At 63.2% G+C, this 24070-nt stretch carries 23 protein-coding genes and 4 pseudogenes; 19 read left to right on the top strand and 8 right to left on the bottom strand.

Going from position 1 to position 24070, the window contains the following annotated elements; genetic code table 11:
* The first annotated feature begins 8 nt into the window (after positions 1-8).
* From malE to CX676_RS21840, 7 genes and pseudogenes are all read left to right on the top strand, one after another.
* Positions 9-1169, top strand: a complete 1161-nt coding sequence (malE, locus tag CX676_RS21810; RefSeq protein WP_101754891.1) for a maltose/maltodextrin ABC transporter substrate-binding protein MalE — start codon at positions 9-11, stop codon at positions 1167-1169.
* A gap of 101 nt (positions 1170-1270) precedes the next feature.
* Positions 1271-2794 (top strand): maltose ABC transporter permease MalF, encoded by a 1524-nt coding sequence (gene malF, locus CX676_RS21815; RefSeq protein ID WP_101754965.1) that lies wholly within the window; start codon positions 1271-1273, stop codon positions 2792-2794.
* A gap of 10 nt (positions 2795-2804) precedes the next feature.
* Positions 2805-3695: a maltose ABC transporter permease MalG gene (malG, locus tag CX676_RS21820; protein WP_101754892.1), complete on the top strand. Its 891-nt coding sequence runs from the start codon at positions 2805-2807 to the stop codon at positions 3693-3695.
* A 128-nt stretch (positions 3696-3823) separates the two neighbouring features.
* Positions 3824-5005: a maltoporin gene (locus CX676_RS21825; RefSeq protein ID WP_101754893.1), complete on the top strand. Its 1182-nt coding sequence runs from the start codon at positions 3824-3826 to the stop codon at positions 5003-5005.
* Positions 5006-5093: 88 nt separating this feature from the next.
* Positions 5094-5265, top strand: a pseudogene (locus CX676_RS23150) (recombinase family protein); the annotation flags it as partial.
* Positions 5266-5323: 58 nt separating this feature from the next.
* A pseudogene (locus CX676_RS21835) lies at positions 5324-5829 on the top strand (IS6 family transposase); the annotation flags it as partial.
* Positions 5813-6259 (top strand): HesA/MoeB/ThiF family protein, encoded by a 447-nt coding sequence (locus CX676_RS21840; protein WP_232816735.1) that lies wholly within the window; start codon positions 5813-5815, stop codon positions 6257-6259. The pseudogene CX676_RS21835 and the gene CX676_RS21840, both read left to right, overlap by 17 nt.
* Here CX676_RS21840 and CX676_RS21845 read toward each other — a convergent pair.
* Positions 6245-7354: pseudogene (locus tag CX676_RS21845) on the bottom strand (DUF1173 family protein); the annotation flags it as partial. The gene CX676_RS21840 and the pseudogene CX676_RS21845 overlap by 15 nt on opposite strands.
* A 90-nt stretch (positions 7355-7444) precedes the next feature.
* On the opposite strand from CX676_RS21845, the gene CX676_RS21850 reads away from it, so the two are divergent.
* Complete coding sequence (locus tag CX676_RS21850) at positions 7445-7690, top strand: type II toxin-antitoxin system VapB family antitoxin (protein WP_101754895.1); 246 nt, start codon at positions 7445-7447, stop codon at positions 7688-7690.
* Positions 7690-8115, top strand: coding sequence for a type II toxin-antitoxin system VapC family toxin (locus CX676_RS21855; protein ID WP_232816736.1), 426 nt, complete (start codon positions 7690-7692; stop codon positions 8113-8115). Before CX676_RS21850 ends, CX676_RS21855 begins: the two co-directional genes overlap by 1 nt.
* A 463-nt stretch (positions 8116-8578) precedes the next feature.
* Here CX676_RS21855 and CX676_RS21860 read toward each other — a convergent pair whose 3' ends face one another.
* From CX676_RS21860 to istA, 5 genes are all read right to left on the bottom strand, one after another.
* Positions 8579-9373: an N-6 DNA methylase gene (locus CX676_RS21860; protein WP_101754896.1), complete on the bottom strand. Its 795-nt coding sequence runs from the start codon at positions 9371-9373 to the stop codon at positions 8579-8581.
* 59 nt (positions 9374-9432) lie between these two features.
* Positions 9433-9747, bottom strand: coding sequence for a hypothetical protein (locus CX676_RS21865; RefSeq protein ID WP_101754897.1), 315 nt, complete (start codon positions 9745-9747; stop codon positions 9433-9435).
* 65 nt (positions 9748-9812) lie between these two features.
* Positions 9813-10073, bottom strand: a complete 261-nt coding sequence (locus CX676_RS21870; protein ID WP_101754898.1) for a DUF6927 domain-containing protein — start codon at positions 10071-10073, stop codon at positions 9813-9815.
* Positions 10074-10166: 93 nt separating this feature from the next.
* On the bottom strand, positions 10167-10931 hold the full coding sequence (istB, locus tag CX676_RS21875; protein WP_028095139.1) for an IS21-like element helper ATPase IstB: 765 nt from the start codon (positions 10929-10931) through the stop codon (positions 10167-10169).
* On the bottom strand, positions 10928-12415 hold the full coding sequence (istA, locus tag CX676_RS21880; protein WP_157935855.1) for an IS21 family transposase: 1488 nt from the start codon (positions 12413-12415) through the stop codon (positions 10928-10930). The genes istB and istA overlap by 4 nt, the downstream gene beginning before the upstream one ends.
* Positions 12416-12458: 43 nt before the next feature.
* Here istA and CX676_RS21885 point away from each other — a divergent pair, with 43 nt between their 5' ends.
* The 9 genes from CX676_RS21885 (at position 12459) to CX676_RS21925 (ending at position 20588) form a co-directional block, all read left to right on the top strand.
* Positions 12459-12977: a hypothetical protein gene (locus CX676_RS21885; protein WP_157936049.1), complete on the top strand. Its 519-nt coding sequence runs from the start codon at positions 12459-12461 to the stop codon at positions 12975-12977.
* Entirely contained in the window at positions 12977-14008 is a 1032-nt protein-coding gene (locus tag CX676_RS21890) for a type IV secretion system protein (RefSeq protein WP_101754900.1), read from the top strand. Before CX676_RS21885 ends, CX676_RS21890 begins: the two co-directional genes overlap by 1 nt.
* Before the next feature lie 39 nt (positions 14009-14047).
* On the top strand, positions 14048-14731 hold the full coding sequence (locus tag CX676_RS21895) for a virB8 family protein (protein ID WP_101754901.1): 684 nt from the start codon (positions 14048-14050) through the stop codon (positions 14729-14731).
* Positions 14731-15462, top strand: a complete 732-nt coding sequence (locus CX676_RS21900; protein ID WP_101754902.1) for a TrbG/VirB9 family P-type conjugative transfer protein — start codon at positions 14731-14733, stop codon at positions 15460-15462. The genes CX676_RS21895 and CX676_RS21900 overlap by 1 nt, the downstream gene beginning before the upstream one ends.
* Positions 15463-15472: 10 nt before the next feature.
* Positions 15473-16804: a TrbI/VirB10 family protein gene (locus CX676_RS21905; RefSeq protein ID WP_101754903.1), complete on the top strand. Its 1332-nt coding sequence runs from the start codon at positions 15473-15475 to the stop codon at positions 16802-16804.
* Positions 16804-17811 (top strand): ATPase, T2SS/T4P/T4SS family, encoded by a 1008-nt coding sequence (locus tag CX676_RS21910; protein ID WP_101754904.1) that lies wholly within the window; start codon positions 16804-16806, stop codon positions 17809-17811. Before CX676_RS21905 ends, CX676_RS21910 begins: the two co-directional genes overlap by 1 nt.
* 46 nt (positions 17812-17857) lie before the next feature.
* Complete coding sequence (locus CX676_RS21915; RefSeq protein WP_101754905.1) at positions 17858-18058, top strand: hypothetical protein; 201 nt, start codon at positions 17858-17860, stop codon at positions 18056-18058.
* Positions 18059-18240: 182 nt separating this feature from the next.
* Positions 18241-18654 (top strand): hypothetical protein, encoded by a 414-nt coding sequence (locus CX676_RS21920; RefSeq protein WP_101754906.1) that lies wholly within the window; start codon positions 18241-18243, stop codon positions 18652-18654.
* 11 nt (positions 18655-18665) lie between these two features.
* Positions 18666-20588, top strand: coding sequence for a type IV secretory system conjugative DNA transfer family protein (locus tag CX676_RS21925; RefSeq protein WP_101754907.1), 1923 nt, complete (start codon positions 18666-18668; stop codon positions 20586-20588).
* Positions 20589-20626: 38 nt separating this feature from the next.
* Here CX676_RS21925 and CX676_RS21930 read toward each other — a convergent pair.
* Positions 20627-20949 (bottom strand): annotated as a pseudogene (locus tag CX676_RS21930) (transposase); the annotation flags it as partial.
* A 164-nt stretch (positions 20950-21113) separates the two neighbouring features.
* On the opposite strand from CX676_RS21930, the gene CX676_RS21935 reads away from it, so the two are divergent.
* Positions 21114-23516, top strand: a complete 2403-nt coding sequence (locus CX676_RS21935) for a S8 family peptidase (RefSeq protein ID WP_101754908.1) — start codon at positions 21114-21116, stop codon at positions 23514-23516.
* 62 nt (positions 23517-23578) lie between these two features.
* Here the strand turns inward: CX676_RS21935 and CX676_RS21940 are convergent, their stop codons facing one another.
* Positions 23579-23833, bottom strand: a complete 255-nt coding sequence (locus tag CX676_RS21940; RefSeq protein ID WP_157936050.1) for a WGR domain-containing protein — start codon at positions 23831-23833, stop codon at positions 23579-23581.
* Positions 23834-24070: the final 237 nt, after the last annotated feature.

Raw genomic sequence — 24070 nt, forward strand, 5'->3', positions numbered from 1 at the left:
GGAAAACCATGACGAAATTCTTTGGCCTGACGGGCCTGCTGCTGTGCACGGCCATGCCGGCCTTCGCCTTCGAGGACGGCAAGATCCTGATCTGGACCGGCGCGAACCGCGACAAGGCCGCGCTGGAAGCCGCGGTGAAACCCTTCACCGAGGAATACGGCGTCGATGTCTCGGTCGAGGTCGTGGACCCCGATCTGGCGCAGAAATTCCAGCAAGCCGCTTCGACCGGCGACGGCCCCGACATCGTGATGTGGGCGCATGACCGCTTTGGCGAATGGGCCTCGGGCGGATTGATCAGGTCGGTCCAGCCTTCGGCGGAATGGAGCGACGGCGTGCTGGCCTCGGCCATGGACGCGGTGCGGTTCGACAATGTGACCTGGGGCTATCCGGTCAGCGTCGAGGCGGTGCACCTGATCTATAACACCGACCTGATCGAGACCCCGCCATCGTCCTTCGAGGATCTGATCGCGATGAGCTATGACGGTCAGAAGATCCTGTGGGACTATAACAACGCTTATTTCACCATGCCGCTGCTGATGGCGAATGGCGGTTTTGCCTTCCAAAAGATCGACGGTTCCTATGACGGATCGAAGACCGGCGTGAACAATGAAGGCGCGATCAAGGGCGCGACCATGCTGAAACGCCTGATCGACGAGGGCCTGATGCCCTCGGGCGTCGATTACGGCGTGATGGACGGTGCGATGAACAAGGGCGAGGTCGCGATGGTCCTGAACGGACCCTGGGCCTGGCCGTCGCTGACCGAGTCCGGGATTAATTTCGGCGTCGCGCCGATCCCCAGTGTTGACGGCGCCGTTTCGACGCCCTTCCTGGGCGTGTTGGCGATGGCGGTGAACGCGGCGACCCCGAATGCCGATCTCGCGGTCGAGTTGCTGGAAAACTATCTGCTGACCGATGAGGGGCTGGCCACCTGGAACGCCACCGGGGCGCTTGGCGCACTCGCCGATGTTTCGGCCGCCGCGGCGCAGGACGATCCTCATGTCTCTGGCATGCTCAAGACGGCCGAGACCGCGGTGCCGATGCCCTCGAACCCCGAGATGGGCGCCTATTGGGCGGCGATGGCTCCGGCACTGACGAACATCACCACCGGTGCGCAAGACCCCGCAACGGCCCTGAACGACGCCGCCGCGCGCATTCTGGGCGGGAACTGATCTCCTCCGTCAGGCGGCGGCAGCGCGCCGCCGCCTGCGAACGGCCCCGGGCTTTCCCTCGCCCGGGGCCACCAATCCCGATGACCCATGCGGAGGACCCCATGAGCGTGACCCATGATCTGCCCAAGCCCAGGCCGCTGCCGCGCCTGCTGGTGGTGGGCCTCGTTTCAGCGGCACTCCTGTGGGGGGCCTTCTCGCTCTATTCCATGGGTCAGCCGCTGTTCGGCGCGATCCTGCTGGGGCTGGCGACCTGCTTTGCCGTGGTCTTCGGGTCCGAACGCTTCTATGGCAGCCGCTTCATCTTTCCGGGCATCGCCGCCGTCCTGATCTTCATCGCCTTCCCGGTGATCTATACGATCTGGATCGGCTTTACCAATTTCAGTTCGTTCAACCTGCTGACATATGAACGCACGATCGAGGTGCTGACCTCGCGCGGGACGGTCGATCAGGCGACCGAACAGCCCTTCGCAGTCGCATCCGATGGCGAAGCCTATCGCATCTGGCTGCCCGACAGCGGGCTTTTGTCTGATCCGGTCTCGCTGACGGCCGAGGAAACCGCCGCCCTTTCGCCCGCCGCGGCGCCCGCGACCCTGCTGGAGCGTCGCGAAGCGATCAAGCTGCGCGAGGGGCTGGGCCTGCTGACGCTGGAGACGCCGGACGGGCAGATGATCCGCAATACCGGGCTGCGCAGCTTTGCCTCGGTCGTGCCGGAATATGTGCGGACCGATACCGATCACCTGACCCGCAAGGACGGTACCGTCCTGACCGCCAATCACGAAAAAGGCTTCTTCGAGACCGAGGCCGGCGAACAGGTGCCGCCCGGCTGGCGCGTCAATATCGGCTTCGACAATTTCAAGCGTATCTTCGCCTCGGAAGGAATCCGGGGACCGACCCTGTCGATCTTCGTCTGGACCTTCGCCTTTGCCGGGCTGTCGGTGCTGGCCTGCTTTTCGGTCGGGTTGCTGCTGGCCGTGATCTTGCAATGGGAGCATCTGCGCTTCAAATCCGTCTATCGCGTTCTGCTGATCCTGCCCTATGCGGTGCCGTCCTTCATCTCGATCCTTGTGTTCAAGGGCCTGTTCAACCAGAATTTCGGCGAGATCAACCTGATCATCGAAGCCCTGTTCGGCATCCGCCCGAACTGGTTCACCGATGCGACGCTGGCCCGGACAATGGTGGTGATAGTGAACACGTGGCTCGGCTATCCCTACATGATGCTGCTGGCGATGGGCTTTCTTCAGGCGGTGCCCGAGGACCACAAGAAGGCGGCCGCACTTGAGGGCGCTTCGGCGCTGCGGGTGTTTTTCACCATCACCCTGCCGCAGATCATCCCGCCCTTCCTGCCGCTGCTGATCGCCGCCTTCGCGTTCAACTTCAACAATCTGGTGCTGATCTTTCTGCTGACGCGGGGCCTGCCGGATATTCCCGGCACGGTGATCCCGGCGGGCCAGACCGACATTCTGGCCTCGTTCACCTATCGCCTCGCCTTCGACAATGCCGGCCAGCAATTCGGCCTTGCCGGGGCGATCACGCTGATCATCTTCCTGGTCGTCGCCGCGATCAGCTACGCCAACTTCGTCGCGATGCGTCGGGCGGCTCAGCGCCGCTCGGGCCGCCCGGTCTGAGGAGCCCGCCATGATCGTCGAACGTCCCCGCGACCTGCGCACCAAGAAGATTCTTGCCCATGGCTTCCTGCTGATCTTCCTGGTGCTGATCATGTTCCCCTTCATGATGGTGCTGTCGATCAGCTTCCGCGAGGGGAACTTCTCGGTCGGCTCGCTGATCCCGGAAAATCCGACTCTGGAACATTGGGTTCTGGCCTTCGGCTTCGACTATACCCGCCCCGGCGGCGAGGTCGTCTCGCCCCCCTATCCGGTGCTGATCTGGATGTGGAACTCGATCAAGATCGGGGTTATCGCCGGGCTGGGCGTTCTGGCCATCGCCACCATCTCGGCCTATTCCTTCAGCCGAATCCGCATTCGCGGCAAGGCGGCGATGCTGGACGGGCTGTTTCTGATCCAGATGTTCCCGACCACGCTGGCGCTGGTCGCAATCTTCGCGATCTTCGACGCGCTGGGCGAGGTCACGCCGCTTCTGGGGCTGGACAGTCATGTCGCGCTGATCCTGATCTACCTGTCGGGCGTCACGCTGCATATCTGGACGATCAAGGGCTATTTCGACTCGATTGACCCTGCGCTGGACAACGCGGCGGCCATCGACGGGGCAACGCCCTGGCAGACCTTCCGCTTTGTCTTCCTGCCACTGGCGGTACCGATCATGGCGGTGGTCTTCGTGCTGGCCTTCATCGGCTTCATCAACGACTACCCGATCGCCTCGGTCCTGATCCGGTCGGAAAACAAGATGACGCTGGCGGTCGGCGCACGGCTGTATCTGAACGAGTTCCGCTATCTCTGGGGCGATTTCGCGGCGGCGGCCATCCTATCGGGCCTGCCCATCACGGTCGTCTTCCTGATCGCGCAGCGATACCTGGTCAAGGGCCTCAGCGACGGCGCCGTGAAAGGCTGATCCGGACCAGAGCCCCCGCCCCCGATTTCTGCAACATCCGTGCTCGCTTCCGACCGCCTCAGCGCAGGTCGGTCGGGCGAGGCACGCCAAACGTCAACATCACAACACTGGTTCAAGAGGAGAAACACATGAAACCATTGTTCACTGCGGCCGCCGTATCGGCCATGCTGGCAGGCGGCATCGCACATGCCGATCCCGTCTTCACCACCTCGGGCTATCTGCGCATCGGCGTCGGCGAAAGCAACGACGGCGACATGGCTGCGATGGGACTGAATGGCGCCTGGTCGAAATATCGTCTGGGCAACGAAGACGATTTCTATGGCGAGTTCGGTGTCGGCCTGAACCAAGATCTGGGCAATGGCAGCGCCGTGGTCGGCGGAATCCGCTATCACGTCGCGGGCGACAGCAACGACCTGACCGACAACGGCAATTTCGATGCCGATCTGGCCCTGCGCGAAGCCTGGGTCGGGGTGAAGGGTCTGGGTGCCGGTGCCCTCGCGGAATCGACCGTCTGGGCCGGCCGGCGCTACTACAAGCGCAAAGACATCCACATCAATGACTTCTACTACGAGAACTACTCGAACTGGAACGGCTATGGCGCCGGGGTCGAGGACATCAAGCTGAGCTTCGGCAAGCTCTCGCTGGCGGGTTTCTTCGAGCGTGACGGCCGCGTCCACACCTGGGACGCGCGGGTCGAGGACATCAAGCTGAGCGAAGACTGGACCGGCGAAGTTGGCGTCGCCTACGCCACCGTGCATGGCGATGCGACCGGCGACAACGGCATCGCGCTGCGCGGCCATGTGCAGAAGAACAACTTCTACGGTGGCTTCCTGAAGGCCAGCCTGATGTACAGCAACGGCGCCGCCTTCGGCTTCGCGGCCGACGGCTCGCCCGATACCAGCAAGGACCACTCGCTGACCCGCGCGCAGGTCCACGGCCTCGTGCCGCTGGGGGACAAGACCGAACTGTTCTTCGTCGGCCTGCACCAGATCGACGACAATGACGGCGACAAGTCGAAATGGACCTCGGTCGGTGTACGTCCGCACTACACGATCAACGACAATTTCGCCGTCGAGGCCGAACTTGGCTATGATCATGTCAAGGACAGCAGCGGCAGCCGCGATCTGACCAAGCTGACGCTGGCCGGGATCTATACCTTCGGCAAGAGCGGCTTCTGGGAACGCCCGCAACTGCGTGCCTATGCGACCCACGGCTCGTGGAGCGATGTCGGCGCGATCTCGAAACAGGCGGCCTACGGCACCGACACCTCGGGCACGACCGTCGGCCTGCAATTCGAGACCTGGTTCTGAGAACATCGTTTTCAGCCTGAGAATAGTCGGGGGCGGAGGGCCGGTGGCCTTCCGCCCTTATGTCACCCGCGCCCTGCCCTTGCGCAGGTTGCTTGTCCGCGATCAGTTTGACGACGGCGGCATCTCCGGCACGGCGCTGAAGCGGCCCGGCCTGAAACGCCTGATGGTCAATATCGAGGACGGGTCGATCGACGCTGTCGTGGTCTACACGATCGACCGCCTCCCGCTCGCTGGTCGACTTTGCCAATCTGGTAGGGGTCCGTTGCATTAACTGCCCGACCACAGCAAGTTCCTTGGGTTGGTAACGATGGGGATCCGATGGCACAGCGCAAGAATCCGTTCAAGCGGCATCGTTTTCCTCGGGAGGTTATCCTTTTGGCGGTGCGCTGGTACTGTCGCTACCCGCTGTCGTGCCGCGACGTCCGCGATTTGCTGGCCGAGCGCGGGGTGACGGTCGATGCCTCCACCGTCCCCGCTGGGTCAGGAAGTTCGGCCCCGAGATCCGCAAACGGGCCTATGGTGGCCATCGTTCCTGGCGCGGGCTGCAGTGGCATGTCGATGAGACCTACATCCGCGTCGGCGGACGCCGGTGTTATCTATGGCGCGCCGTGGACCAGCTCAACCAGTTGATCGATTTTCGGCTAACGGCGCGGCGAGATGCCAAGGCTGCAAGGGCGTTTCTGCGGCAAGCCCGAGAGACCGTTCGTCTGTATCATCCCCTGACCATCGTCACTGACAAGGCGCACAGCAACGCCAAGGTGATCGGCGAGATAAACGACCGGCTCGGGCCGGAGCGCACAATCCGCCATGTCGATCGCAAGTATCCGTACGTGCCGGCTGCTCGGCGCGACGGTCGCGGTGATCGGCTGCGGTTCGGTCGGGGCGCCGGTCGCCTGCGCGCTGGCCCAAGCGGGCGTCGGCCGCCTTATCCTGGTCGATTCCGAAACGCTGACGTGGCCCAACGTGGGACGCCATCCGCTCGGCGCCACGACCGTGGGGCGCAATAAGGCCGAAGCCTTGGCCGAACGGCTGCGGGCCGACTTTCCACATCTGAAAGTCGAACATCGCGCTTGCGGCCTACATCAGCTGATCGTGCACGACGAGGATCAGCTCGCAGCGGCCGATATGATCGTCGCTGCGACCGGAAGCTGGGTCGCCGAAAGCGCGCTCATCCTGTGCTGGCCAGATCCAGGCTGGATAGACGCCTTCTCTGGCGATCTCGACCAGTTCGCGTTCGAGTTCGGGTTCGAGTGATTGCGACGAACAATAGAGCGCGGTGGGGGGCGAGGTATCGAGCATCACGGCGTTGGCGATCGGCGCATCTGCCCGCAAATTGTAGCGCAGGCTCTTGGAGAAATGGCGATCACGCATCGCCTCGATCAGGCGCAGTTCTCGATCATGATCGAAGGGTATCCATTGCGCGGTGACGGGCATGACGGCGATCTGCCGGATCTCGGCATAGTTGCCATGCATGTTGAAGGTGGCGATGATGATCAGATGGGCACCCTCGACAGCTTCCACGTCGCGGATCTTTTCGCCGGCGATCTTGTCGAAACGCGCACACAGATCCTCGTCCATGAAGAAGGCCATGTCGGGCAGGTGCTTGAACCGGATTTTCCGCCCATATTGCGACGGTTCCATGTCCTTCAGCTCGGCCACAATCACGCCCAGGGGCATGGGCTTGCCCTTGACCGGCTGAAGATGATGCAGGAAGCGCCGCCGGGCCGCCGCCAGCTCCTCTTTCTTGTCGGCGGAAAACATGGGCGGGACCAAGAGCACCGAGGACAGCGGCATGGATTTCGCGTTTGCCCGCTCGGCCGCAGCGGTCAGCTCGCGATGAACGATCCACCAGGACCGGCGCACATAGGCCGGTCGCCACATGGTCAGGCCAGCGGCATCCCAGAGGAAATGCAGCAAGCCGAGCAGTCCCAGCTTGCTCGAGCTTGCCTCGGCCACGGTGGGTTCGTGATCGCCGGCATCCGGGGCGACGCCCCGCCGGCCACGGACGGAGAGGGGAAAATCCAGCTTGAGGGTAGTCTCGCCGCTGTCATCGGTGGTGATGGCCTTGCCTTCGACCTGGCCGAGACCTGACAGTTCCGGCGGCATGGCGAAGCTGTCGCAGGAGGGGTCATGGGCGTGTCCGGTGCCGGGCATCCGCTTCAGGTAATACTCGCCCTGGATCTTGGCCACATACATGAGCGGGGATGCTGGTGAACAGAGGCAGGCCGGCCGGGCCTTGTTCTGATGGGCTGTTGCGAGGATGCCTTGCCAGTTCGGCGATGCGGCATCGAATGTTTCCGGGCCGAGCTGATAGCGGCTGGCGGGGACGGCAACATCGACTGAACGCATAAAGATCACCTGTCGAAAATCACTGACCTCGGGAATTGCGGAAATCTATCTTGATGTGTATATACCGATCATACATCAGAGGATATACGCATGGCAATCCTGATCAGAGGCGACGAGATCGACGCATTGGTCGAGAAATACTGTGCCATGACGGGCCAGAGCAACAAGAGCGAGGCGGTGCGCCGCGCGCTGGCGGCACAGATCGAGGCGCTGGCGGCCAAGGAAAGCTTGGCGGACCGGGTTGCGAAGATTCAGCGGCAGGCGGCTGACGGCGGATTTGTCGCCCCGAAAAGCTCCGACAAGGCATTCATGGATGAGATGTGGGGCGAAGGCTGATGTTTCTCGATGCCAGCGCGCTGGTCGCGGTGCTGCTGAAGGAATCTGACGGCACCGCGCTTCTGAAGGCGATGGAGGCCGCACGCGGCAGGCTGCGGTTTTCGCCGGTGGTGCGGATGGAGGCGGTTCTGGCGCTGGTGCGCGCGCGGATCGAGACGCGCGGCAAGGGACCAGCAACCGGCGCCGACAATGCCGATGCGACGGGGCTGGTCGATCAGCTGCTGGAAGCCCTGGAAGCGCAAGAAATGCCGATCACCAGCGAGATCGGCAAGGCTGCGATCGCGGCCCTGGCGATCTATGGCAAGCAAGTCGGGCATCCGGCGCAGCTGAACATGGGCGATGCGCTGTCCTATGCCTGCGCCAAGGCCGAAGGGATTCCGCTGCTCTACAAGGGGCGGGATTTCAGCGAAACGGATTTGGCGTAGTAAGATAGATGGGGTTGCCTATGACTAATACCGCTCCAGTGATCATCTCACTGTTTGCGCTTGGGGTATCGGGGGCCGCGCTCTGGGGACAGATACAAAGCTCATCCGAGACGAATGAAAGAGGGCAGCTTGTCGCGCTGATCAACGCATGCGTGGCTTTGTCACAGCATCACTATAGCCCTCGTGTTGGTAACGACGGTGGGCCATGGGCAGACAAAACGAGGGCACTGGCGCTATGCCTTTCCAGCCCGGACCCATCGGCCTGCAGACTCGAAGTTAATGAAGCTGATGATAATGACCTGTGCTGACGATCAACGCATCAGCGGCTTATACGATGTGCGTCAAAGAAAAGGACCGCCCGAGGGCGGCCCAAGTGAACCTTCGTCGCAGAAGGAAACCCTGAAAAGTGGGATCTTTGATCCCCTTTCGTTCTCGGTCAGAATAGGCAACGCAATGGCCTGCGTCAATCGCATTGCCAGACAGCGCGAGCCTGGACCGGCGCGGTGCTGCGCAGCAGCTCGCGCGCTCGGGCGCGGGCCTCTTCGTAGGCCTGCGCGGCACGGCGGGCGGCATCCTTCTGCTTCGAGAACGGATCGCCATGCAGACCGAAGAACACCGGCGCAGCCGCTGTATAGGCCTGCTCGAACACTTCCAGCGAAAGGCTGTTGCCATTGATGACGCCGCCGGCGATCCCGCGTGTGCTGATCTGGATATAGGCCATGTGGTAGGTGCTGCGGGACAACTCTACCGCTTCCACCCAGATATGCCGTGCCGGGTCAAAGCCCTGGCTTTCCAGCGCATCGGCGAGCGCCAGAACCATGCCGCCCGCACCGGCCGCGGGTTCTGACACAGTGATGAAACCCTGCGCCTCGATCTGTGCGCGGGCATCGCCAAGGCTCATATCGGCGATCAAGCGGCTGACCTCATAGGGCGTGAAAAACTGCCCGAGGCCCGCATCAAGCGCACCGATCTCGGCCGCGACCTGGCCGATGAAGTCGATGCCGCCGCCGGCAATGGCCTCGATGGAGAGGGCCATCATTTCAGGCATGCGCCGCACATCGTCCTTGTTCGGGAACCTGCCGACGCAGGCCATATAGTCCGCTTCCAGCCTGTCCCGCTGATCGGCGAAAGGTGTGGCGCGCTTGGCAAGGGCGCAATAGGCCATTTCGCAGAACAGGCGGAAGATCTCGGTGCGGGTTTTCGAGCGGTCGAACTGGTCGAGGGCGCGCAGGAATGCGGTGACGGCGGGATGGGTCATGTCAAAATCCTTGTGGGAATGGGGTAGGGTGCCGCGCCGTCAGGCGCGGCGCGCGGGCATCACTGGTTGCGCGCTTGGCTCAGGGCCAGCATGATCGCGGTCCTGTTGGCGGCCACATCATTGCTGATCTGGTCATAGGGCTTCGACCAGTCGACCGGCGTTTGCAGAAGGGCGTCCATGATCGCGAAAGCGCCTCTCCGGGTGCGGCGATCGCCGCCCCGTCCGCCGCCGATGCACATGCCTGATGCGACATGAACGACCTGCCAGCGTTTGTGCTGCTTGAAAACGCCAAGCCCCGACCGGCAATAGGCGGTCACGGTCTGGTCGCCATAGAGGCTGTTCGGGATCGTGATCATCTGTTGTGCATGGGTCATCGAACTGATCCTTGAATGTCAGGGGATGCGGTTGCCGCCGCGCCATCCGGCGCGGCGCTGTCGGGTCAGATGCGGGTCCAGTCGCGGGACATGATGTTGCTGATGGAATAGCGCCCGCCGGTTTCGGTGCTGATGAACACCGTGCGGTTGCTGCGCCCCCATTTTTCCTTTGCGACGCGGAAGGTCTGCAACTCAGCGCCATCCGAAAACCGCAAGGGCGTCGTCAGGTGGATCACGTCACCGGGTTTCAGTCGCCGATTGCTGCGTGCGGCATGGTCGCGGCAGCGCTGCCGCCAAGTGTCAACGGCGGAGCAAAAACCGGCCACGGGGCGGCGCAAAAGCAGGCCACTTTCTTGCGCGCTTGAGCCCGCCGGGAGGGCGTAGCCCGAGCGGCGGGCTCAAGCGCGCGTTGCGGTTTTCTATGGGGTCTGGCCGGCGTTTCGGGCCCGACTTTGCGCGAGCCTGTAGCTCTCGCCATTCATCTCGAGGATGTTGACGTGGTGGGTCAGGCGGTCGAGCAGAGCGCCGGTCAGCCGCTCTGTTCCGAAGGTCTCGGTCCATTCGTCGAACGGCAGGTTGCTGGTGATGAGCGTGGCGCCGCGCTCGTAGCGTTGCGAGATCATCTCGAAGAGTAGCTCGGCGCCGGTCTTTGACAGAGGCACGAAGCCCAGTTCATCGATGATGAGCAGTTTGACCGAAGCCAGCTGCTTCTGGAGCCGCAGGAGGCGGCGCTCGTCGCGGGCTTCCATCAACTCGTTGACCAGTGCCGCGGCCGTAGTGAAGCTGACCGACATTCCTTTCTGACAAGCGGCCAGTCCCAGCCCCAGAGCAACATGCGTCTTGCCCGTGCCACTCGGTCCGAGCGCAATGACGTTTTCGCGCCGCTCGATCCATTCGCAACGGGCAAGGTCCAGCACCTGCATCTTGTTGAGCTTCGGGATCGCCTTGAAGTCGAAGCTGTCCAGGCTCTTCTTGGCGGGGAACTTTGCAACCTTGATCCGGCGTTCGATCATCCGTCCCTCGCGGTCGATCAGTTCCAGTTCGACCAGTCGGGCGAGGAACTGGACGTGGTCCAGGCCCTCGGCTGCACATTGGCGCGCCAGCTTCTCGTGCTCCCGCAAGAAGGTCGGGAGCTTCAGCGTCTTCAGGTGATGAGCAAGCAGGATCTGCGGCGCACCGGTCATGCCGCGTCTCCCGACAGCAGAGACATGTAGCTTGCCGCCGAGGTGGTCCCCACGTTGGCCCGCGGCAGGTAGGGATAGACATCGAGGTCCAGCTTCGGCGGCCGTTTCTCAACATGGCAGAGAGCGAGGTGCTTCACGGCATCGAAGCCGACAGCGCCCAATTGCAGGGCCTTCTTCACGGCCGCGTGGAGATCATCGATGTCGAAGGTTTCCAGCAGGCGCAAAACCTGCACATATTCCCGGCGTCCCGCCTTGATCATCCGCGCCTCCATCAGGCGGCGCAGGGTTGCGAACTCCGGCGGCAGGTTCCATTCGGCAAGAGGCGCGGCCTGATCCAAAGCATTGATCTTCCTCTCGATGAGCGGGAGGTAATGCACCGGATCGAACACCATGTCCTCGCGGTCATAGCAGCGGGGGTGGCGTGCGATGAGCTCGCCACCGCAGCCGATCACAACCTCGTCGACATAGCCCCTGATCCAGACATCGCGGTGGCCGTAGGCGACCGGCACCGAGTAATCGTTGGTCTTGTAGCGCACCAGCGCTTGGGAACTGACTCGCCCGGTGGCTTGGTCGCAGGCATCGAACGGCGCGGGTGGCAGATCAGACATCACGACCAGATCTCGCACGAGGCGTTCCCCGATGGTCTCGGACTGGCCGCGCAGAACATCCGCCTGACGTTTGCGACACTGCTCCTCCAGATAGGCGTTGAACGAAGCCCAACTCACAAACCGCGGGACCGGGACCATGAAGTTGCGGCGGGAATAGCCGACCAATCCTTCCGCGTTGCCCTTGTCGTTCCCCTTGCCGGGGCGGCCATAGCGGTCTCGGAACAGGTAGTGGGACAGGAACCCGCTGAAGAGCGTGGCCCGCTGACGTGTGCCGTCCGCCAGGATCTTCGCAACAAGACAGCGATCGTTGTCGTAGAGGACCGATACCGGCACCCTGCCGAAGAAGGCGAAGGCGTGGACGTGGCCGTCTACCCAGGCTTCCGCTGTCGCCGCGGGATAGGCGCGCACGAAGCAGGCATCACTGTGCGGCAAGTCCATAACGAAGAAGTGCGCCTTCTGCTCGACGCCGCCGATGACGACCACAGCCTCGCCGAAGTCGGCCTGGGCATGTCCTGGCGGATGGGCTAGCGGCACGAAAATCTCTCGGCCGCGCCGCTCGCGCTCCCGCATATAGTCCTTGATGATCGTATAGCCGCCGGTGAAGCCATGCTCATCGCGAAGCCGCTCGAATACCCGCTTCGCCGTGTGCCGTTGCTTTCGATGGACCTCGCGATCCCCCTCCAGCCAGCCATCGATGATCTCGGTGAACCCATCCAGCTTCGGCCGCTTCACCGGCGCCGTCCGCCGGTATCCAGGCGGAACCGAGAACGCCAACATCTTCCGAACGCTGTCGCGGGAAACCCCAAACTGACGCGCAGCCTCGCGCTGGCTCATGCCTTCTGAACAAGCCAGGCGAACCTTCCGATACAAATCCACGGTGAAAATCCTCCCGCCCTCCCTGTCGCCAGAAAGGGTAAAGGTGGACGACTTTTACGCCGCCCGCAGCGGGCTCATCCCGCCGCTACCGTGGTCGACTTTCTCACCGCCGTTCTCAGCCGGGCTGGACGAGATGTTCAACGAGCCCGGTCCCGATCCCGGCATGATGGAAGAGGACGTGCAGGCCGAGGACGATTACCTGCGTATTTCGCCGCCGGCGGGTGAGGCCGACGATGTGCCCGAGGCGCTGACCGAGAACGTGCCTTACGAAACTTGCGAGAAGGTGCCGGAAGCAAAGACGCAAGAATTCTTCAGGGGAACGCCGGACGCCTATGCCAATCGCATGTTCTACGATTTTGCGCGCTATGAGCGGGTATTGACGACGAAAGACTGCACCTGCGCCGGCAAAGTCGCGCCTTTCGATACGGTGCAAGAGATCAGGGATCAGATCACGGCGGAACAGGGCGAGGACTGGAACCGTCTCATCATCGGTGGTGACTACGAAACCGCAGGAAACAAACTGCGCGATCAGGTCGAGGCCATGTGCGGAGGCAGGTTCTGATGGGCATTGTCACCGACATCCTGACCACCATCGACACCAGCGTCATGACCGCCGGCGAACGGTTTTTTGAAAGCACCGCCGCGGGCATGTTGCCGGTCATGACCATCGCGACCACCATCCTGCTCATCCTGGTTGGCATGAACATGGCGCTCGGGGTCTACCAGATGACGGCGCGGGACTCGCTCCAGCTCACGGTGCGGATCGTCATGGTCTATCTCTTCGCCTTCAGCTGGTCGAGCTTCGGCACGATCTACGATGCCTTCGCCACTGCCAGCGGCGACATGGCCATGCGCTTCTTCGACATTGCCGCGACCACCGGGGAACGCAGCACCTATGAGGCGATGGACAGGTTTGCCTCCCAGATGGCGGATACGGCCGATGGTGTGGCCAAGTCGCAGGGCTCGATCCTGCGGGGTGTGCTCGGCGCCTTCTTCTTCGCATTGCTGGCGCTCCTGATGGGCATCTATGTCCTCATCGTCGGCTTTGCCAAGATCATGCTGGCCTTCCTGATCGGCATCGCCCCGATCGCCATGGTGGCAACCCTCTTCGAGCGGACGAAGAACATGTTCGAGGCCTGGCTCAGCAGCTTCGTCGGCTACCTGATCTACCCGATTGCCGCCTCGGCCGTGATCGCCACCATCGTGGCCGTGGCCAGGCAGCAATTCGTGCGCCAAGAGAATGTGGACACGATCAGCCAGATCATCGGCTTCCTGGTCATCGTCTTCGTCGGCATCTTTGCGCTGAAAGCCATCCCGTCCGCAGCATCGAACATCACCGGGCATTTCCACCTGGCCAATATCACGCCGCAGGCGCTGCGCCTCGGACAGGGCGGGCTCGGCGTCGCGGCGCGGAACCTGCCCGGCAGCTCGACGATCCGCGACGCGGCGACCATCGCCAGCGCGATCCGCACGGGCAGCGCCGATGATCCGAGGCTGCAGGCCCAGAGGCGCGACCGCGAGCTGCGCGAGCGCGGCGCGGCGATCCGGCAGAAGTTCAACGACATCCGCCTGCTGCGCGGCGGCAAGGACTGAACAGAGCGGGCCCAAGCGCCAGCTTCAGGAGGTGAGGGAATGACAGACCGCCTGTCTGAACAAAAGACGATTCTCGAAAGCGAGCTGATTTTCGGGGCCAGGCGCAGCCTGCGCACGGCTTGGGGGGTGGCCGGCCTTACCAGCCTGATCGCACTGGGCGCGCTGAGTGCGCTGATCCTCTTGCTGCCGCTGAAGGAGACCCAGGCCTACCTGACCATCGTGGACCGCGACACAGGCATTGCCGAACGCGCGGTCGCGATCGAGAAGGCGACGATTGAACAGGCCGATGCGGTCAAGCAGAGTCTCGTCTTCAATTACGTCATGGATCGCGAGACCTATGATGCCAATGACAATGAGCGGCGCATCCTCAAGGTCTATCGCCAGTCGGCGGGCCTCGCGCAGCAGGGGCTTCGCGCGCTCTGGACCGAGGGCAATGCCGATTATCCACCCGATCTTTATGGGACGACGGGCAAGATCTCGATCGAGGTGTTGAGCGTCAACCCGATCGACGAGGACACGGTGCAGCTGCGCTTCACCAAGACCCTGACCCGTCCCGGCGAGGATGACCGGATCGGCAATTTCTACGCCACCGTCACCTGGCAGTTCGTGCCCACCCAGCAATCGGCGGTCGAGCTGGTCTGGGAAAACCCCTTCGGCTTCACCGTGACGGATTACCGGGTGAGCGCCGAATCTCTCGAAGCCCAGCAGGACGGAGGCAAGTGATGCTGAAATCGACCTATGGCGCGGCCGCGCTGGCCGCATATCTCGCCCTGCCGGGCCTTGTTCATGCCGAAGCGCGACCGCAATCGGGCGCGCGCGATCATCGCGTGACCTATGCCACCTACCAGGAGGGGCAGGTCTATACCGTCGCGACCCGCCTGCGCAACGTCACCCTGATCGAGCTTGGCGCTGGCGAGCGCATCCAGTCCATCGCCATCGGCGACAGTGAAAGCTTCCAGGTCGACAAGCTGGAAGGCGCCAATGTCTTCACCGTGAAGCCGGTGATCCAGGGGGCCGCGACCAATATGACCGTGGAGACCAACCGGAGGTTCTATTTTGTGAACCTGGTCGAGACGAGCCGCGGCACGCCGAGCTGGTCGGTCAAGTTCACCGTGCCGGGCGAGAGCGGTGGCCCGCGCGCAGCGGGTGCCGCCGCGAGGGTGGCGGCCGCGACCCTGCCGCCGATGCGCTATGCGGTCACGCGCAGGGTGAATGGCGCCACATTCGCGCCGACCGGCGTCTCCGATGACGGCAACAGGACGTATTTCCAGATCCCGCCCGGCGCGCCGATGCCAAGCGTCTTCCGGGTCGATGGCAAGGGGCTCGAATATGCGGTCAACAGCACGACGAAGGGCACCGTCATCACCGTGGCCGGCCGCTCGGAACGCTGGGTGCTGCGCTACGGCGATCATTCTGTCTGCGTGACCGGCAGGGTCGCGCGGGCCGGGTCGTAAGGAGGCCGCGATGGCGAAGGAGAGCGATGAGAGCGGCATCGAGGAGCGGTTGCAGCGCCTGCAGCGCAAGCCTGGACGGGTGAGCCGCTGGAAACCCTGGGCGATCGGCGCCGGCACCTTCACCGCCGGTGCGGCGCTCGCCAGCTACGCCTTCCTGAGCGCGACCGATGCGCCGCCGCAAGGGACATCGCTGAACCTGCCCACCTCGCAGGTGACGGATTTCCAGGACGGCAGCGGTCTCGACGGCTTCACCATTACCCGGCCGAGGCCCGGGTCGCAGGCGCCCGAGGCCGCCGATCCGCCGGCCACGCGCACCCAAACCGTGGAGGTGGTCGATCAGGCCCGGATCGACGAGTTGGCGGCCGAGCTCGAAGGGCTGCAGTTGAAGCTGACCGAGGGCGAGACGGCCCGCGACGCGCTTCTGGCGGAACTGGACGAGATGAAGGGCGATGCGGTGCTGAAGGACGAGGCACTCGCCGAGGCCGAGCGGGAAATGCTGCGGCTGCAATCGCAACTGGAAACCCAGGACCAGCTTTTTGGCGAAGAGGAGGCCGCGGCCGCGCTGGCCGCGGAGCGCCGGGCGGCCTACGAGGCCCGCCGGGCCGAAGAGGAAGCCCGCCGGCAGGCGCAGATCGCCTCGCCCATGGTGGCCTGGCGCGCCAGCGGCGGGTCTGGAGCGGCGTCGGGCGAAGGCGGCGAGACAGGCGATTACGCCGCCGGCGATAACTTCCTCAGGGCCGGGGCGAATACGGCACGGGTGAGCCAGAGCGAGGTCATCGGCAGCCCGTCGAACACCATCATCCAGGGCACGCTGATCGAGGCGACGCTGGAGACGGCGATCAGCAGCCAGCTGCCCGGCAATGTCGCGGCCAATGTCAGCTATGATGTCTGGTCCATGGACATGAGCCAGGTGCTGATCCCCCGTGGCTCGAAGCTCTATGGCCGCTATGATGCGCAGATCGAGCGCGGACAGCGCCGGGTGATGATTGCCTGGGACCGACTGGTCACGTCCGATGGCCAATCGGTGCAGCTCGAAGGCTATGGCACAGACCGGATCGGCCGCGCCGGCATGACCGGCAAGGTCAACAATCATACGCTGGCCCGCTTCGGATCGGCCGCGGCCGTGTCGATCATCGGCGCGCTGCCAGAGATTGCCGTCGCCAGGATCGAGGAGCATGACGGCAGCGAGACCACGCGCGATACGGTCGAGAGCATCGGCCAGGATGCCTCTGACGCCCTCGATAACGTCATGGCGGACTATCTCGACATACCGGCGACGATCTCGGTCGACCAGGGCGCCGTGGTCATGGTCCGGGTGAATGCGGATCTCGAGATGTTCTGATGGCAGGTTATCTCGATCATTACCTGAAGCGGCTGGATCCGATCCTGGGCGATCCATCGACGATCGAACTGGCGATCAATGGCGATGCCGGCCTCTGGGTCGAGAAAGCCGGCGCCGCCCATATGAGCCGCTTCGACGGGATCAGCATGAGCCCATCGGATGTGACCGACCTGGCCCGGCAGATCGCCAATGCCGCCGAGCAACCGCTGACGGCCGCATCGCCGATGATCTCGACCACCGTCCCCTATGGCCGGGCGACGCTGCGGGTGCAGGCGATCATCGCCCCGGCAGCCTTCGGCGGCACGGTGCTCTCCGTCAGGCTATTCCGCCAGCGCCGGCCCTCCGAGGCGCCGAAGAGATTCGGCTTCCTCCGCCCGCAGGGCATCTCGCTCGAAACCGAACGACTGGCGAAGATCGAGACGATCCAGCGCCTCGCGGCCGGTCTCGGGCTGGGCGGCGATGCCGATGCGCTCCTCAAAGCCTGCATCGATCTGAAGCTGAACCTGATCCTCTCCGGCCCGACCTCGGCCGGCAAGACCGAACTCGCACGCCGGCTGATCTGGATGATCCCCGATACCGAACGCCTGGTTCTGATCGAGGATTCGGCCGAGGCCCTGCCGCATCAGCCAAACCATGTCAGCCTGATCGCCGCGCGCGATGACGCCTCACCGCGCTCTGCCGACAAGCTCTTGCAGGCCACCCTTCGGCTGCGGCCCGACAGGATCATCCTGGGCGAGGTGCGCGGCGGCGAAGCCGCCACCTTCCTCGGCGCCATCAATACCGGCCATGAGGGCAGCTTCACCACGCTGCACGCGGCCAGCGGCCGCAAGGCCATGGACAAGATGGCGCTCCTCGTCATGAACACCGGCACCCAGCTGAGCTACCGCGAGATCCTGCGCTACCTGCGCGGCTCCATCGATGCGGTGATCCAGACCGGCCGCGACGGAGAAACCCGCGGCATCATGGAAGTCTATGTCCCGGCACTGGACCAGGACCTTCTCCGATGAGAACAGATCACCCTTCCTTTCCCCGGCAACAAAAAGGAGCATTGCCATGACACAGGCCTATTACCGCATCACCGTCCCCGTCGAGGGCAGCGACGGCAAGACCCGCTTCCGCCCGGTCGGAACCCTGTTTGCGCAACGCGAGGACGCCAAAAGCGCCTTCAAGATCAAGCTCGACTTCCCCGTAGGCGCCACGGAGCTCGTGGTCTTCGATCCAAAACAGGTCGCCGACGACAATCCCGTCGAGTGAAAAACCCGGGGGGCTTGCGGAAGTGGCCCCTGAGCAACTGCCAAAAGAGCCGCACGCGATTGGAGGAGGCCGGTGATCTGAGCACGACCGCGCCATCAGGTGTCGCGTCTCTCGGGCGGGGGGTGGTCTTGCGGCGCTCGAGTTCGTGCTCTGCGCCGCAACCTGATTTGAAGGAGTGAGAGATGGACAAGGAAACCGAAGACCTGGCCCGGCGTCAGCGGGAGGCATTGGCCGAGGGGCGTGCGGCGGAAGAGGCGGGGGAGCCCGTCATCTACATTCATGGTCGCCCTTACGCGGACCCTGCCGGCGAATTCTCTCCCTCCAGTGAAGGCACTCGTCCGCCGGCAACACTTGCGACACGGGATGTTGGCAATGAGCGTCTGAGGGACATCGAGTCTGACAATACGACGATGATGATGAAGCTGATTGAAAGCACCGCAGAGACCATGGCCTTCATCCGCAAGAATCTCTCGCAGCTGGCGGAACCGGATCGCCGGGTCGTCGCGGCGGCATATGGCCGGATCGTCGCCGAGGCCGCCAGGGACCATCGGCACAGCGTTGCTCCGAGGACGCATGATCTGGACATGGATCTCTAGGAGCCAGGCAGATGAACCGGACCTTCCTTGCCCTGCCCTTCGGCATTCTCGGCGGCGCCCTCATCGGCCTGATGCTGGGCGGTCTCTGGGTCCAGCATCAACTCGGGGTCAATGCCGCCTCCGCCGACATGTTCATCCTGATAAAGCAGTTCCCGGGGCTGGCCCGCAGCCTGACCCAGCCCTGGCTGACGGGCTATCAGATCGCCGCGGCGGGCCTGGTCGCGACCGTGCTCTTCACGCTGGCGATGTCCTTCACCGAGACGCTGACCCAATATGGCAGGGCCCATTTCCAGTCTCCGGCCGAGATCAGGAAGAACGGCCTCCTGCGCGAGATCGGTGGCGGCCTGGTCTTTGCCCGGCTCAGGACCCACAGCATCCTCGGCCGCATCCTCGGCAGGTCACGCTTCATCGCCTCGGGTTGGGACAAGTTCCCGCATTGCCTGGTTGTCGCGCCGACGCGGGCCGGCAAGGGTGTCGGCTATGTCATCCCGAACACGCTGCTGTTCCCCGGCAGCTGCGTCATCCTCGATGTGAAGGGGGAGATCTTCGAGGCCACCTCCCGCCACCGCCAGCGCCAAGGTGACGAAATCTTCTACTTCGCCCCCTTCGACTTCGAACATCCCTCGCATCGCTACAACCCGCTTGAACGCATCGGCGCGCTGGCCAACCCTGATCAGCAGTTCACCGAGCTGAGCAAGCTGGCCAGCTATTTCCTGACCACCAGCGAGAAGGGCGGGGCGGCGGATTTTATCGTCGGCGCAAGGGAGTTGTTCGTCGCCGGCGGGATGCTGGCGATCGAGCGCGGAAAGCCCTCCATCGGCGAGATCACCCGCATCCTCTTCGGCGGGGCCGACAAGTCCGAGGTCTACCTGGCCCGGGCCGACGAGCTGCGACACCGCCAGGCCCGGGCGACCTTCGTCGATTTCAGCGGCTATGCCGATCGCACGCTCTCCTCCTATATCTCGGTCCTGAAGGGTGCCGGCCTCGGGCTCTGGCTGAACCCGCAGGTCGACCGTGTCACCAGCGGCAGCGATGTCAGCTGGCAGAGCATCCGCATGAAACCGCAGACGGTCTATATCGTCGTCAACAGCGACGATATCGTCACCCTCGCGCCGCTGATGCGGCTGCTCTTTGGCGAGTTGATCGCCACCCTGCGGTCGTCCCTGCCGAACCAGAAAACCGAGCCCTGGCCGGTGCAGATCATCCTCGACGAGTTCGACCAGCTGGGCCGGATGCCGATCGTCGTGCAATCGCTGAAGCAGCTGGCCGGCCATGGCGGGCGTGTCTCGATCATCACCCAATCCATTCCCGGTCTCGACACCCTTTATGGCGAGAATGACCGACTGTCGCTCGAATCCGGCGCTGGCATGAAGTTCTTCATCAGCCCGAACGAGAAAAAGACCGCCGCCGAGGTTTCCGAGGCCCTGGGCAAGACGACCCGGCTCTCGGTCAGCGACAGCCTGTCCTCCGACGGGTACGGCTGGCGGCGGCGGTCGCTGTCCCGCCGGAACGAGGAGCGGCCGCTGATGAGCCCGGATGAGGTCAGGAAACTCGACGCCTCGAAAGTTATCCTGATCCCCGAGCGCCAGAACCCGATCCTGGCGGATCGCATCGTCCATTACCGAGACCGGTACTTCTCGAAGATCATGGCGGCGCAGACCGGGCCGCTGCCCTATCCCGGCGAACGGCACCAGATCAGGTCGTTGCGTGACGAGATCGAAAAGCTGCAAGGCCAGGTGGCGCAGTTCCGGCCGCTGGCCTATGCGCCGCCGGCGGGTATCACCGCCAAGGCGGTCATCGCCGAGGTCGAGGCGGCACGGCCGACCATGACCGAAGCCGAGGCGCAGGAGACCCTGCGCCAATCCGACGAGGAAGCCATGAGGAAAGCCTCTGACTTCCGGAAGAAGATTAAGGCGAAGGTTCCTGACGCGTGATGCTCCTGTGTGCAAACCCGACCGGCGGTGTCGCGCTAGGGGATGCTCACATTCAGGGTTTGTTGACGGCGGCACAGGGTGCAGAGGTCCGGCACCACCCAGTCCAGGCCGACAAGCTTCAGCAGGCTTTGCACGAACCCAGTCGTTTGTCGCAAGGGCATGCCAAAGAGCACCTTCAATGTCAGGCAGGTCAGGATCGCCGTGTCACCGTAGCTCGGTTTTCTGCCACGCTTGCTGGTCGGCGGCGGTGCCCAGATCATTTCTGGATCAAACCAGATTGTCAGCGATCCGCGCCGCTAAAACGCATCATTGTAAGCCGACCAGTTCGTGGTCTGGTATTCGTAGCTGCCCAACTGCTCATGCCTACAAGCTATCATACTGGGTTCACGCGGTGAATCTTCCACCCGATTCGTGCGCGAAAGCCAGTGCCATTGATATTTACAAATTAATTTTAAGAAAGAAGATGTTTATTGTTTATGATATTGTCATTTTGTATTTTAATATAAGGAATCGAGTAATTAATATATGGGCGTTTTCGCGATGTCCATTATCCATTTTTTACAATGTTCAGATAGGAGCGCAAAGATGAAAACCGAGAACGGCGACGTCAGGATCTACAGCCGCAAGGTGGTGTTCCGGCTGCATGAATTCATCCGGGTAGACGATCCGAAATGGACAGCAAAGCTGATCGAGGCAGGCGAATTCGGACCCTGGTCCAAACTGCTCGAGATCTTTCCAGGCATCCGCATCGAACCGCGCTGGATGGCGGCGGATGACAGCGAGATCCGAAAGCTGGTGGACAGGGCGCGCCATACGGATCCGGAATTCAAGCCGGGACCGATCCTGCATTATTTCCAGATCGTCTGCCCGCACGATGTCGATCCGGACAAACTGGCCGCAGTGTTGGGCGAATGGTCGACGGTAGATTCCGCCTGGCGCGCGCCCGATCCGCAGGCGCCCCCAGTCGTGCCGAATGACGATCCGCGCTTTCCGAACCAGGGCTATCTGGACCCGGCCCCCGAGGGCATAGATGCCGAATATGCCTGGACCATTGCAGGCGGAGACGGCACTGGCCAGAATTTCATCGATATCGAATGGGGATGGACACTGAATCACGAGGATCTGGCCGCGCATGGCGCTACTTTGCTGTCGGGGCTGAACAATGGCTACGAAGGCCATGGCACTGCGGTTCTGGGCCAGGTCGCGGCGGTCGACAATACCCTCGGCTGCGTTGGGATCACCCCGGCGCTGGCCTCGGTCAATGTGATTGGGCAGTGGCGCGACGCCACCAATTTCGACATTGCCGATGCGACGCTGGACGCCTGCAAGCGGATGGGCTTCGGTGACGTGCTGCTGCTGGAGGCCCATAGCAGTTTCAACGGCTTTACCCTTGTTCCGGTCGAGGCCTTCGACGACACTTTCGAGGCGATACGGCTGGCTACCGCGCTTGGAATCATCGTGGTCGAGGCGGGTGGCAACGGCGGCGAGGATCTGGACCTCGTAACCAATCCGGGCGGACAGAACTTCTTCGATCCGAGCGATCCATCGTTCCGCGATTCCGGTGCGATCATCGTAGGCGCCGCCTCGTCGGTTGCCCCGCATGCGCGGCTGGGTTTCAGCAGCCACGGGGGTCGGATCGACTGCTATGGCTGGGGCGAGAACATCGACACGACCGGTGACGGTTGGACCGGCACGTCAACGACCGCCTATACGACCAGTTTCAATGGCACCTCGGGCGCCTCGCCGATCATTAGCGGCGCGGCCCTTTCGGTGCAGGGCATGGTCGAGTCGGCCACAGGCTCGCGCCTGTCGCCCCGGCAGATGCGGGCAGTGCTGACCAATCCTGTGACCTCAACGGCTTCGGCCAATCCGGCCGTGGACCGCATCGGCGTGATGCCGAACCTGCGCGCTATCGTCGAGGATGGGCAGTTCAACATGCGCCCCGACATCTATTTGCGGGATTTCGTCGGTGACGCCGGCGATCCCCATGCAGGCGCGATATCGGCCAGCCCGGACGTGATACTGGTACCGATGACCGTGGTCAATGCACAGGCCGCCTTCGGCGCGGGAAGCGGAACCGAGAACCAGAACAATCTCGGCCACGAGGCCGAGGACGGGCAGGACAATTTCATCTATGTCCGTGCGATGAACCGTGGCGGATCGGATGCCGCGGGCAGCACGGCACAGGTCTTCTGGTCGCCGCCCTCGACGCTGGTCACGCCCGATCTGTGGACTGCCATCGGCACGTTGCCCTTGCCTGATCTGCCGACCGGCGACACGTTGGTCGCGGCAGGTCCGCTGACCTGGAATGCGGCGGATATTCCCGCACCTGGTCATTACTGCTTCGTCGCGATCCTGTCCCACGCGCAGGATCAGGGGCCGACGCCGGCCGAATTCGGCGACTGGGACAATTTCCGCGCCTTCATCCGCAACAACAACAATGTGACCTGGCGCAATTTCAATGTCGTGCCCAATGTACCACCGCCCGGCGCCAAGATGATCGCCCAGGATTTCCTGATGGCGGGGGCGTTCGACAAGACCCGCAGGATGCGGCTCGAGGTCACGCTGCGGTTGCCGCGCGGCTCGAGGGCCTGGCTAAGGCTGCCGAGTCATTTGGCCGAGCCTTTCCTGCGTCAGCGCGGTCCCTTCGTCGAAGCTGATCCAAAGGGCAACGGCCTGCTGCTGCCGCTGAACCCGGCGGGCGTCACCCGCTTTCCCGATGTCGCGCTGCCACCAAAGATCCGGCACGCGCTGCAACTACGTGTCCACATTCCCGAGCAAGCCACCGGACAGTCCTATCTTGGCTGGGCCGCACAGTTCGAGGGTGACGAAGAACTGGGCCGCGTCACCTGGCGCTTTGCCTCGAAGGAAGAGATCGCGCTCCGCGACGAGCATCTGAAGAAGCACGCTGGAAAGCAAATCGGCTGACCGACATCGGGCAAACACCGCGACACCGTCTTTGCAACTGCGGGGTCGCGGCGCCTATCAGGTCAAACGGCACTCAACGCCCCACCGGCCTCCCGATATTCCCGTCTGCATTTCCGTGTCATCCAGGCCTTGCGGGCCTCACAAGCCTCCTCGGCCCCGGCTAACCACGCGCGCCGGGCCTGCCCGTCCCTCCCGGTCCAGCCCCATTGTTTGGTCAATGTAACCCCGCAGAACAGGTCTGCCGTCAGTTCCAGACGATAGAACCGCGTCATGTTGCAGGCAGGGTCCTGCCGGTTCAGATGGATGGCGCTGTTCATGGCGGCATGCTGGACCCCCTGCCCGGCTCCGTGCAACGCCTTTTCTGAATCGGCCCGGCCAGATCGATTCACGGTGCTGATGGATCGCGCTCAGATCATCGCCGACCAGAACCGGAACCGCCGTCCCCCTGTTACCTCCCGCATGGGAACCTCCTGTCTGACGAATGAGAGGCCTCAATCGTCAGACAGCTGCCCACATCTCCAAATGCACAGGGTGGCGACCAGTCCCGAACATCA

The sequence above is a fragment of the Paracoccus zhejiangensis genome, from assembly GCF_002847445.1.
Lineage (GTDB): Bacteria > Pseudomonadota > Alphaproteobacteria > Rhodobacterales > Rhodobacteraceae > Paracoccus > Paracoccus zhejiangensis.